Origin of the sequence: Bacillus subtilis subsp. subtilis str. 168 (assembly GCF_000009045.1) — a bacterium.
Taxonomy (GTDB): domain Bacteria; phylum Bacillota; class Bacilli; order Bacillales; family Bacillaceae; genus Bacillus; species Bacillus subtilis.
The window spans coordinates 1,122,175-1,133,412 of record NC_000964.3; the positions used below are offsets into that span (position 1 = coordinate 1,122,175).

At 40.9% G+C, this 11,238-nt stretch carries 10 protein-coding genes; 4 read left to right on the plus strand and 6 right to left on the minus strand.

Translation table 11 applies throughout. The features are described 5' to 3' along the window. The 3 genes from sipV (at window position 1) to yhjH (ending at window position 2,791) form a co-directional block, all read left to right on the plus strand. Entirely contained in the window at window positions 1-507 is a 507-nt protein-coding gene (gene sipV / locus BSU_10490) for a type I signal peptidase (RefSeq protein ID NP_388930.1), read from the plus strand. A 180-nt stretch (window positions 508-687) separates the two neighbouring features. Next, window positions 688-2,187 (plus strand): putative aromatic compound monooxygenase/hydroxylase, encoded by a 1,500-nt coding sequence (gene yhjG, locus BSU_10500; RefSeq protein ID NP_388931.1) that lies wholly within the window; start codon window positions 688-690, stop codon window positions 2,185-2,187. Between the two features lie 76 nt (window positions 2,188-2,263). Then, complete coding sequence (gene yhjH / locus BSU_10510; RefSeq protein ID NP_388932.1) at window positions 2,264-2,791, plus strand: putative transcriptional regulator; 528 nt, start codon at window positions 2,264-2,266, stop codon at window positions 2,789-2,791. Between the two features lie 157 nt (window positions 2,792-2,948). Here the strand turns inward: yhjH and glcP are convergent, their stop codons facing one another. The 4 genes from glcP to ntdA all read right to left on the minus strand — a co-directional run bounded on the left by glcP (window position 2,949) and on the right by ntdA (window position 7,437). Next, the gene (gene glcP / locus BSU_10520; RefSeq protein NP_388933.1) at window positions 2,949-4,154 is read right to left on the minus strand and encodes a glucose/mannose:H+ symporter (recent HGT island); all 1,206 of its coding nucleotides are present in this window, start codon (window positions 4,152-4,154) and stop codon (window positions 2,949-2,951) included. Between the two features lie 71 nt (window positions 4,155-4,225). After that, complete coding sequence (ntdC, locus tag BSU_10530) at window positions 4,226-5,278, minus strand: biosynthesis of neotrehalosadiamine (3,3'-diamino-3,3'-dideoxy-alpha,beta-trehalose), glucose-6-P 3-dehydrogenase; kanosamine biosynthesis (recent HGT island) (RefSeq protein NP_388934.2); 1,053 nt, start codon at window positions 5,276-5,278, stop codon at window positions 4,226-4,228. A 13-nt stretch (window positions 5,279-5,291) separates the two neighbouring features. Then, window positions 5,292-6,140 (minus strand): biosynthesis of neotrehalosadiamine (3,3'-diamino-3,3'-dideoxy-alpha,beta-trehalose);kanosamine-6-phosphate phosphatase (recent HGT island), encoded by an 849-nt coding sequence (gene ntdB, locus BSU_10540; protein NP_388935.2) that lies wholly within the window; start codon window positions 6,138-6,140, stop codon window positions 5,292-5,294. Further along, complete coding sequence (gene ntdA, locus BSU_10550) at window positions 6,112-7,437, minus strand: biosynthesis of neotrehalosadiamine (3,3'-diamino-3,3'-dideoxy-alpha,beta-trehalose);3-oxo-glucose-6-phosphate:glutamate aminotransferase; kanosamine aminotransferase (recent HGT island) (protein NP_388936.1); 1,326 nt, start codon at window positions 7,435-7,437, stop codon at window positions 6,112-6,114. Before ntdA ends, ntdB begins: the two co-directional genes overlap by 29 nt. A gap of 103 nt (window positions 7,438-7,540) precedes the next feature. Between ntdA and ntdR the strand changes: the two genes are divergently transcribed. Then, window positions 7,541-8,530, plus strand: a complete 990-nt coding sequence (ntdR, locus tag BSU_10560) for a transcriptional regulator of the ntd operon (NtdR-NTD) (recent HGT island) (RefSeq protein NP_388937.1) — start codon at window positions 7,541-7,543, stop codon at window positions 8,528-8,530. 213 nt (window positions 8,531-8,743) lie between these two features. Here the strand turns inward: ntdR and yhjN are convergent, their stop codons facing one another. Together yhjN and yhjO are read right to left on the minus strand one after the other, a co-directional pair. Further along, window positions 8,744-9,898, minus strand: coding sequence for a putative integral inner membrane protein (recent HGT island) (gene yhjN, locus BSU_10570; protein NP_388938.1), 1,155 nt, complete (start codon window positions 9,896-9,898; stop codon window positions 8,744-8,746). Window positions 9,899-10,004: 106 nt separating this feature from the next. Next, window positions 10,005-11,210, minus strand: a complete 1,206-nt coding sequence (gene yhjO, locus BSU_10580) for a putative permease (recent HGT island) (protein ID NP_388939.1) — start codon at window positions 11,208-11,210, stop codon at window positions 10,005-10,007. Between the last annotated feature and the right edge of the window lie 28 nt (window positions 11,211-11,238).

Below are 11,238 nucleotides of genomic sequence, written 5' to 3' on the forward strand. Positions count from 1 at the left end.
ATGAAAAAACGGTTTTGGTTTCTTGCCGGTGTAGTGTCCGTTGTTCTCGCCATTCAGGTTAAAAATGCTGTCTTTATTGATTACAAGGTAGAAGGCGTCAGTATGAACCCGACCTTCCAGGAAGGAAACGAATTGTTGGTCAATAAATTTTCGCATCGATTTAAAACCATCCATCGTTTTGACATCGTCCTTTTTAAAGGCCCTGATCATAAAGTGCTGATTAAACGGGTAATCGGCTTGCCCGGTGAAACGATCAAATATAAAGATGATCAGCTGTATGTGAACGGAAAGCAGGTTGCTGAGCCATTTTTGAAGCATTTGAAATCTGTTTCTGCCGGCAGCCATGTAACGGGTGATTTTTCTTTGAAAGATGTGACGGGAACAAGCAAGGTGCCGAAAGGAAAATATTTTGTCGTTGGAGATAATCGCATATACAGCTTCGACAGCCGGCATTTTGGTCCGATAAGAGAAAAAAATATTGTCGGTGTGATTTCTGATGCCGAATAAAAAGACGCTAATTGAAGAGGCGTCTTTTTGTATGCCGTTTGGAAAAATGTGTTGAAGAAAAATTTGTAAGGAGCTATAATCAAAATTGTTACCTGTGTAACAAAATTTATATATTTTTTTGACTGGAGGGCCGTTTTTATTGGTTTTTGTTCGTTTTTCATGAAACAAAAGGAGTGGTGAATGATGATGAAATATGAAGCAGTGATTATAGGAGGAGGGCCGGTTGGATTTATGCTGGCTTCTGAGCTTGCAATAGCCGGAGTGGGAACATGTGTGATTGAACGGCTTGAAAAACCTGTTCCGCATTCCAAGGCGTTGACGCTGCACCCCCGAACGCTGGAGCTTCTTGAGATGAGAGGGATTTTAGAGCGGTTCGTATCCAAGGGAAGCAAGATACCTACCGGACATTTTTCAATGCTGGATACCCGTCTGGATTTTTCAGGCTTGGATACGAGCTGTCCTTACACGCTTTTGCTCCCGCAGTCCAAAACAGAAAAGCTTCTTGAAGATCATGCACGAAGCCTGGGAACAGAGGTGTTTCGGGGTGCCGAGGCGCTGGCGGTTACGCAAAACGGGGAAGCGGTCCAAACAATTTTTAAGGATCGGGACGGCAGTGTACGGACGATCACAAGCAAGTTTGCCGTTGGGGCAGATGGCGCCGGGAGTACCGTCCGGAAACAGGCGAAAATTGAGTTTCCGGGAACAGACAGCACTGTCACCGCTGCGCTTGGGGATGTGGTGCTCCTTTCTCCGCCGCCGTCAGGTGTGCTGTCCCTTTGCACAAAAGAGGGCGGTGTTATGATTGTTCCGTTATCTCCAGACCGATACCGTGTCGTTGTGATCAGCCCTTATCGCACACAAACGCCGAAAGATGTGCCTGTGACTGAGGAAGAGCTGAAAGCTGACCTCCTGCGAATTTGCGGAACTGACTTCGGTTTAACCGACCCTTCGTGGATGTCGCGGTTTGGGAACGCCGCGCGCCAAGCGAAACGGTATCGGGACGGCAGAATCTTTCTTGCGGGTGATGCCGCGCATATTCATTTTCCGGCGGGCGGGCAAGGACTGAATGTCGGCCTTCAGGATGCAATGAACCTCGGGTGGAAACTGGCGGCGGCCATCAAAGGCTCTGCGCCTTCTTGGCTTTTGGACAGCTACCATGATGAGCGGCATCCGGCAGCGGAAGGGCTCCTCAGAAACACGGAGGCACAGACAAAGCTGATCGATTTCACTCAAGCAGGCCTCCATTTGCGAAGCATGATGTCGGAGCTGCTGGCCTTCCCTGATGTGAATCGATATGTAGCGGGGCAAATTTCTGCGCTCGATGTCAGATATGAAGCTGATCGTACCATGCCGCCGAATCGTTTGAACGGGGCAAGGCTCCCTGACATGAAGCTGATTCTTTCCGACGGCAATTCGGAACGGCTGTACAGCTTTCTCCAAAACGGGACATTCGTTTTGCTGTCATTGAGGCAGGAAGCTGATGATCATATCGAAGTAAAAGGCTTACGTACGGTAACCGCCTCGCTTGCAGAACCGAATGAAAAGTTGCGGAATGTGCATACCATATTGATTCGTCCCGATGGACATGTAGCCTGGGCGGTGGATGCATCAGCGCCCGATTGTTCCGAGGTGATTCAAAAAGGGATCAGCCGCTGGTTTTCCGTCACCAGCCGAGTATAATTCAATTCGATTGTTTCATCTGTAACAAAACGGTATGATAGAAGAAACAATCGAATGAAAAAGGATGGAAAACCCGATGAACACAGATCATACGAAACGCAATCTTTTTGAATTGTATGCGGAGCTCATTCATCAGCAGGAGAAATGGGAGGGGCTTATTAAAGCCTTTTTATCTGACGAATTGAGGAAGCTGGATGTAGAGCACGGGAGTAAATCTCAATTGACGATGACAGAAATTCATGTTCTATCCTGTGTCGGGGACAATGAACCAATTAATGTCACGTCGATAGCAGAAAAAATGAATACGACAAAAGCGACTGTATCACGCATCAGCACAAAATTGCTCGGCGCAGGCTTCCTTCACAGAACACAGCTCAGCGATAATAAAAAGGAGGTCTACTTCCGATTGACGCCTGCTGGAAAAAAGCTGCACAGTTTGCACAAATATTATCATCAGAAGGCTGAACAGCGTTTTCTGTCATTTTTTGACCGCTATACCGAGGAAGAGATTCTTTTTGCGGAACGGCTGTTTCGGGATCTGGTGACAAAATGGTATCCGTCGTCAGAAGAAATTGAAGGGGGGCTTCCTAGCATTTTTAAATAAAAAACACGCACTGCGGTGCGTGTTTTTCGCTTTGTTTCTATCTTTTTCAAGGCTGTAACGTAAATCAGATTTCCTCTTGAAGAATGAAATTCAAGATGTTCAGGAATTTGCACTGCTTATACGATATGTCTATTAGTATCTTTATTTTATACGTTTTCTACTGTGTTTTTGATGCTTTGTTTTCAAGTGAAATAGGGTCTTCTGTTTTAGTTCTCCTAATCTTTACAGAAATACCTACTAGAATGACCGCCATAGTTGTAAATATTCCCATGGTTAATAAGATCGTATCCTGGTTTAAACTCCATCCAATTAAGAAAGAGATGATCGCTCCTCCGAAACTTGCCGAGGCAATAAATAAACTTGTAACTTCGTCAACGTACTTCTGAATAATGATTGATGCTAGTGTTAAAGCAATGGGAAATATCCCCGCTATACTTAGGCCAATCAAAAATGTACCACTCAATTGAAGTATTGGGTTACTTATATAAGAGAAGGCAATCAACAAAACAATTAAACAACTACAGCTAAAAAGAAGGTATTTGGAAAAATCAAGCCTTCTACTTACGAAACCAATCAATATTCTTCCTATGATGATCCCTACCCAGAAAAAGGAGACACTTATAAGACTAATTTGTTCATTGTCTTGGTTTATCATGATTGAAGGTAAAAAGTTGGCAAAATTTGTTTCAATTCCAGCATATAGGAAAGCGAAAAATACAAAAAAGCCTAATTGCTTTGATTTTTTTCTATCTCCTATAAAGTATTGAAATGCTCCTCCATCTGGAAAGGTCACTTGTTGGTTAGCATTCTTAGCGTACTCTCGGTTCTTAGACAAGAAAATTAACCACCCTACGAATAGGACGAATAAAAAGGTGAATATACAGTAATATGGTAAAAACCAGTTATTGATATCTATGAAGGAATTAATTAATAATGGGAAAGATAAAGCGCCTAATCCAAAGAGAACTTCCAGCTTACTCATTTTTTCTGCATTACTTTCGAAATTAGCAATAACAAATGAACCAACTGTCGTTTCTAATGTGCCTGCTCCATATCCTAAGAGAAAAGCCATTACAATAATATAATACCAATCCTTGGTTAGAAAAAAGATACTTAACGCTACAAGCATTATTGTCAAAGCTAAAGTAAGTGTCCTAAAATGACTGTATTTCTTAATCATTAAAGGTGCGATTAATACTCCGCTTAGAAATCCGGTAAACTGGAAGAAGATTATGACCGAAATATCATCTGTTGTCTTGTTAAAAGCCTCTAATAAAAATGGTGTCAAACTCCCTGTTGATATATGGATAATACCTACTGTAAAAAAGAAAGCATATCCAAATAAATATGTCCCTCTTAACATTCATTACACCCCTATATGAAAAAGCAGGAAAGTAAATTCCTGCTTTTTTAGTAACTTCTCTCTTTGAAATACTAGTTGACTGCTGAAACAGACATGGGTTGAGAGTTGCTGTCTTTCTCAAAGAACATTTCTAATACTTCCTGAGATCTAAAACCATCACTAAAAGAAGGGATCTCAACCCAATCATTCTGAGTTGATGCAATCCAATTGATTAACTCGCTTCTAAAAGAATCAGCCCATCCATAAAACTCGTTTGGCGGATCGTTTAATAGGCTTTGCGGTACTGGGCAGTCTACCACGTTCAAGCCATCTATGAGCTTGTAAACGTGAGGATTACCTGTGTGGTATTTAAACTCTTTTTTGTGTCCAACTACCTCAATGCTAAAACCACAGTCTTCAGGTACAGAACACTTTGATGTGATGATATTTACAAATACCTTGTTCTTCAGCTGGCCATAAATTTCTGCATAGTCATCTACAAGTACCTGTTTATCCTCTTTTGTTTTTACATTTGTGTTCATCTTTGCCCTTACTGATTCTGTGATGAAATCACTCTCGAACAAATACCATACCATGTCAATAAGGTGAATACCCAGATCCCCCAATGATCCACTCGTCTTCTTACTATTAGCGTCATCTCTCCAAGTAAACTTCTTACGTCTAAGTGCACTATTTTTCTTGAAGTGTACTTTTATGGACAGTATGTTACCTAGTTCATTATTGATAATTAAGCTTTTTAAGATATTTACGTAAGATAAATATCTATAATTAAATCCCATACTGGCTCTTACGCTCAACCTTTCAGCAGTATCTTTCATTATGCTTGCTTCTTCAAGAGAAATAGCCATAGGCTTTTCACATAATACATGCTTATGTTTTCCTAATGCTTGCAAAGCATGTTCTTTATGGCAAAAGTTTGGTGATGCTACAATTAAACCTTCTGAGGCATCAATTAGTTCATCTACGTTTTCAAATGACTTCCCGCCGAAAGTTTTCACAAAGCTTTCCGCATTTTGTTGATTTATGTCATATACCCCTACTAACTCTGCATTTTTTATTGTAGATAAAGCAGTTGCATGCGCTCTTGCAATACCACCTGCACCTATGATGCCTATCTTCTTCATTTTTATTTCCTCCTCATGATCCAATTAATTTTTTTAAGGTATTAGTAATTCCTTTTGAGTACTCACTATCAGTTATAAGGTTGTGCAAGTTTTTGGCTTCCTGTGTTGCATTTTTTAGCAGATATCCATTCCCTACTGTCTGTAACATACGAACATCATTTCCACTATCCCCAAATGCGATAGCTCTTTCGGTATTTAGGTTGTATTTCTCTAACATAAACGTTACAATTTCATTCTTTCCTGTCCCTATGGGGATAAAATCTACATCATAGCTGTCTTCTGGATCGCCTGCTAAGGGATTACACCGATTTATATTTACTGAAACGCCGTATTCTTCGCAGATTTTTTCAATAGCTAATAGGTTTTTCTTGTCGTTTATTTCATCTTGTTCCTGATAGTAGAAGTTATGCTTATACCGTGACTTTCCTAATTGGGTTTGAGGATTCAAAAGAATGTTATGATTTTCATGCAGCTGTTTCACAAGTTTTTCAACCTTTTCTTTACTAAACCCTTCATTTATGCGACTGTTCCACTTGTTATCTTGCTGACCGAAGTTATGCTCTGAAAAGTACGTAATTTCAGTTCCAAGATCACTAGCTATAAAATGCGGAAAATATCTAAATTTTCCTCGTCCCATTTTATCGAGAATAGATTCTATACTGCTCCCAGTAACCCATCCGATTATTAGCTCCCCATCTTTACTTTTTTGTTCTAGATAGTCTTCGAGTTCATAGATGTCTTGTTGCTTTTGTTCGTCGATTGTATGCGGAAAATACGTTTCATCAAAATCACAAAAAACAATATATTGAGGATGTTCAACCGTGGATAACGTTTTATACTCCGATTTCTTGCTTAATAACATGAAACAGTCCCTCCATTACTCTGTCTTGTTCTTCTAAAGTAAATGACGGATATAAAGGCAAATGCAGTACCTGACTATGAGCCTTTTCCGTATGAACCAATTGGAGTCCTGCATACTTGTCCTGTACTAAAGGAGTTTTTTGCATATGAGAAAGTATTGGATAATATACATCTGTTTGAACACCAAAATCTTCATTTAATTTAGTCATGATATCTGCCCTATCTTCTGTTCTTACCTTAATAGGAAACAGATGCCATACATGATCTTCACTTAATTCTGGTAATTCAATATAGCCTTTATTCTGCAACTCTGCTAATTGGGTAATGTATCTATCCGCCAAGAACAATCTTTTGAAGTTGTTTAATGAAAGGTACTTCATTCTCTCTAAACCAATTGCTGCCTGTAAATTGTCCATTTTTGAATTAAATCCAAAATTGATGACTTTCTTATTTTTTACATTTACTTCAAAACCGTGATAACTAAATTGAATGCATTTTTTAGCGAGTTCTTCATTATCAGTTGCTATTGCCCCAGCCTTGCCACATACACCAAAATTCTTATAGGGATTAAAACTTAATGTAGTGATGTCTGCATACTTTCCTAAGTCTGTCAGTCCAATTCCTTGGCAGGCATCTTCAATTACTTTTAATTTATAACGATTTGCGATTTGACGGATATGCTGCATGTCTGAATGTTTTCCGTATAAATGCACAGGTAGAATAAACTTTGTATAAGGAGTTATTGCTTCTTCAATTTTGTCAGGATCGATGCAGAATGTTTGTGGGTTAATATCTACATAGATAGGAACGCCTCCCGAAGCTAACACAGCATTTTCAGTAGCTGAAAAGCTATTAGCCGGCATGATAACTTCATCCCCTGGGTTTAACCCTAAAGCCAATAAACCTATCATAATAGCATCGGTTCCACTGCTGGTTGCAATTACATACCTTTTATGTAAATATGTAGATAAAACTTTTTCGAATTGCTCTAAATAGGGACCACTCGTAAATTTTCCAGTTGGCAAAACTTCAGTTAATGTATTTAAGATATCTTCCACTTCATCATTGGTTATTAATCTGTCTACAGGCAAAAAAGGGACTTTACTGATTTCACGATTTTTTTGATAGTTGAAAAGGTCATGTTCAATATCTATCTTTTCTTTTAATACTTGTTTCCACCGCTCGTTTACAATACTGTCTTCAATAACAAGTTCTTTTCCTTGTACGTCACCTTTTAAGTGTTTTAATAGTGACATGTTTTCTTTGCTTTTACCTGAAATCTTAACCTGTTTTTGCATGAACAGTACCTCCAATGATTTTATAATCTAAAAATTTATTACAAATTTATCCTAGTTTCTGAAATCGGTAACATGTCAACAACTTTTTTAAGGAAGGGAAAATATGCCTACAATTGATGAAATAGCAAAATTATGCAATGTGTCTAAAACCACAGTGTCAAGAGTATTGAATAATCATCCTTATGTGTCGAAAGAAAAAAGAGATATGATCTTAAAGGCTATTAACGAACTTGACTACACTCCCAATTATTTAGCTCGGAATTTTAGGAGAAATAAGACACAAACGATAGCTTTATCGGTTCCGAGTATCGACCATCCATTTTTTGCTCAATTAATAAAAGGGGTCTCTCATGAAGTACTGTTTAAGAATTACAAGGTAATTGTATTTCAGACCTTTTATGACAAACAGACGGAGCTAGAATTACTAGAGTTATTGAAGCATAAAGAAGTGGATGGCATTATTCTTGGGACTTTAGAAAATGAATGGGATCAGATATCCCCTTTCTTAAAGTATGGTCCTATCTTATTATGTAATGAATATCATCACTCAGCGGACATCACGATAATTGGGTATGATGAATTTGAAGCCGCATACATGGGGGTAGTACATTTAATTGAAAGAGGGCATAAAAAAATTGGGTTTTGTTTTGATACTCCATATAGCGAAGCTCAATGTCAGAGGAAAGAGGGTTATTTGAAAGCTTTACAAGATTACAATTTACATCATAGAAGCGAATGGATATTCGGCGAAATGTTTAATATCGAGGATGGCTTTCGTGTTTTTCATAAGATAAAGGATCTAAAGGACAGACCCTCAGCAATATTTACAGGAAATGATCAAGTCGCCGCAGGGATTATTAAACAGGCGATGAAAAATGGCTTTAAAGTTCCAGAAGACTTAGCTGTAATTGGTTTTGACAACCAATTGATTTGCCAAGTCGTTACTCCGACCATAACAACAATTGATATCCCCGTAATAGAATTAGGCCAACAGGCTGTGTTGAAAATCATCGAGTCCATTTCGGGTAATGCCTCTTTAAACAGAAGAATTATTAAACTGCCAACAAAGCTTATTATAAGAGAATCAACGTAACGATAGATTTCCCTTTAACATTTTATATCTTTATATAAGAAAAAGAGGTTATTCATTTTAACCTCTTTTTCAATCGTAAGTCGTCAATTATTTCTTTCATTTCACCCTCTGGCAGCACTCACTTCAAATCTGATCCATTAACAACGAAATATCCGCTTATATTTCCTCATCTCGATGGTTTGCGAATTAAAAGTTCTTGAACCCTTTTTTCAACTAGGCACTACTGCCGCTGATTGAGCTCTTTTTGTCTTTTTTTTCACCATGAAGATGGTGAAGCAGGCGATAAAACGGCGGCAGCAGGGCAATAACCAGAATGACGCGAATGACCTGAACCGCAACGACAAAGGTGGAATCAGCATGTAAGGTAACTGACGTCGTCGCCATCTCTGCAATCCCGCCGGGCGCAAATGCCAGAACAGAAGTGATGAGCGAAATTCCTGTCAGCTCGGAAACGATCACGGCGCTCAAAAACATTGCTGCGATTAAACCGACGGACGAGACAAACCCGACGATGATAATACGGGTGACGCCGGCAAACATGCTTTTGTACATCTTAGAGCCGATCGTTGCCCCGAGAAATACTTGTGATACATGGTTAGCTTGTGACAACCACCATGCCGTCATGTCGTGCCCTGTCACCGCAGCTCCGCCAACATGTACAATTGCTACACCGAGCATGCTGCCGAGCAGCCATGGAGCTGGAAATTTTAAAAATTTCGCAGCTTTGCAAGCTCCCCAGGCAGCGAGAATAAGAATGACGGTCCACAAAACGGGAGCGAGCCTAAAATCTGTCGTTGCAGAAGAAATCGTCTCTGCTGCGGCACTTGCGGTACGATCTTGTTTTGTATAGATCAGAATGACTAAAAACGGAATGGAAAGCACCACGAGCAGCACACGCATCATTTGAACGAGGCTGACTATAGCGGTATTGGCGCCTACTTCCTGTGCGATGCTCGGCATGGCGGAAAGTCCGCCGGGAGCGGTGCCGACAAAGCTAGTCATCATATCCGTTTTGCTGAAACGCCAAAGCACATATCCTGACAGCATGGCCAGCAGGATAGACAATATCAGCATAACGCCGACTGAAAACCAATGGTCTTTGAGAACAGAGAGAACGGATAAATTCAGCTTTTGGCCCAATTCGATGCCGAGGATCATCTGCCCGAGGGCGAGCCATCGTCGGTTAATTCCTTTTTGGTCTGGTGCCATCATCAGCCATGCCGGCCGTATCATGGCGAGGCAGCAGGCGACAATCAGTGTTCCGATCATCCATCCAATTGATATTCCGGTTAATGAAAGAATAAACCCCCCGGCTGCACTGATTGCGATAAACCATAGATCTTTGAGGAGATTTTCGTCTTTCTTCAATGTAAAACCCTTCTTCCTTTTTCACGTAACACTCCAATTGTTCACGTAGTGAATGTATTTATTACTATAGTATATTTTTGTTGATAAAGAAATTATGAATTATTTTCTATAAGCGATTCACTTTTCTTATGACCTTGTGTTCGAGCTTTTCTATTGTGTAAGTCAGAGATAAACCCGCTGTCAGCAGACACACGGCAAGAGCGTAAAAAATCACTTCTCCGCCAAATGATGTCAGGATCAGCCCGCCTGCCAGCGGTCCGATTGAGCGGGATATATCCCAATGCAGACCATAGACAGCATAAAACCGGCCCAGCAAATGAGGCGGCGCCAATTTCGATATGAAGGTCTGGATGTGGGTTAGCCCGATGCTTTCACCAACCGTCATCACCGCTGCCGTCACTAAAAGCATTGTCAGAGAGGTTGAGCATGCAAAGCCGGCTGCCGCAAGGGAGTAGCAAATATAAGTAATGAAGAGGATCGTTTTCATTGAAAGCTTTTCGGTCCCTTTGACAAGAGGTACTTGGAGAACACAGCTGAATAAAGCTTTTGCTGCTGAATAGATGGTCAGCATGGACAGATAATCAGAAAACATGTTTTTGCTGAACAGCCTGTATGTTGTTTCTGTTTGTGCATATAACATGCTGATGGGGAGAGAAAGCAGCAAAAGAAGCAGGACAGGCCTGTATATTGTAAAGCTCGCGGACATTTTCGGGGTAACAGCTGGGTGTAGCGGCTTTGTCTCAGGCAGTTTCAGTGCAGCGATCAGAAAGTAGATAAACAATGCTGCAGCATCTAATGCGAATATCCACACGGGGTTATGATTGTACAGCAGCATCCCCACTAGCGGTCCTGCCGTCAGACCCGTCGAATAGATCGCATTGATGACCGCAAACACTTCCGAACGTCTGCTTTCCGGCGTGCTTTCAGCGATTTGGGCGCGGGAAGCGGGAATGTACAACGATCTTCCGATGCCATTCATGACATAGAGAATAGCGAAAACATACGCATGCTCAGCAAATACAAACCCTGTCATTGCCGCTGATTGAAGAAGCAATGCGGTCAAAATCGCTGTGCGCCGCCCAAGCCGATCCGTCACCCGTCCTGCAGCGAGCGTCAGGAAAATATCAGCAAATGGCTGAAGGCTGATGATCAGCATTGGCATCATGATACTGCCGTTTAATTGTTCATGCAGATACAGCACCATAAAAGGTCCCATCATTGCACCTGTCAGGCTTGTCAGCAATTCGCCGAAAAAGCGGAGCCGAACGGGAGCGGTATATCTCGATTTTATAGAGTGAAAACTGGTCAACATGTGATCGCCGCCTTTCGCTGTTTGATAT

Excerpts from the sequence above, each read along its gene's own strand:
- sipV (NP_388930.1), top strand. The coding sequence starts at position 1 with ATGAAAAAACGGTTTTGGTTTCTTGCCGGTGTAGTGTCCGTTGTTCTC.
- yhjG (NP_388931.1), top strand. The coding sequence starts at position 688 with ATGATGATGAAATATGAAGCAGTGATTATAGGAGGAGGGCCGGTTGGA.
- yhjH (NP_388932.1), top strand. The coding sequence starts at position 2,264 with ATGAACACAGATCATACGAAACGCAATCTTTTTGAATTGTATGCGGAG.
- glcP (NP_388933.1), bottom strand. The coding sequence starts at position 4,154 with ATGTTAAGAGGGACATATTTATTTGGATATGCTTTCTTTTTTACAGTA.
- ntdC (NP_388934.2), bottom strand. The coding sequence starts at position 5,278 with ATGAAGAAGATAGGCATCATAGGTGCAGGTGGTATTGCAAGAGCGCAT.
- ntdB (NP_388935.2), bottom strand. The coding sequence starts at position 6,140 with ATGTTATTAAGCAAGAAATCGGAGTATAAAACGTTATCCACGGTTGAA.
- ntdA (NP_388936.1), bottom strand. The coding sequence starts at position 7,437 with ATGCAAAAACAGGTTAAGATTTCAGGTAAAAGCAAAGAAAACATGTCA.
- ntdR (NP_388937.1), top strand. The coding sequence starts at position 7,541 with ATGCCTACAATTGATGAAATAGCAAAATTATGCAATGTGTCTAAAACC.
- yhjO (NP_388939.1), bottom strand. The coding sequence starts at position 11,210 with ATGTTGACCAGTTTTCACTCTATAAAATCGAGATATACCGCTCCCGTT.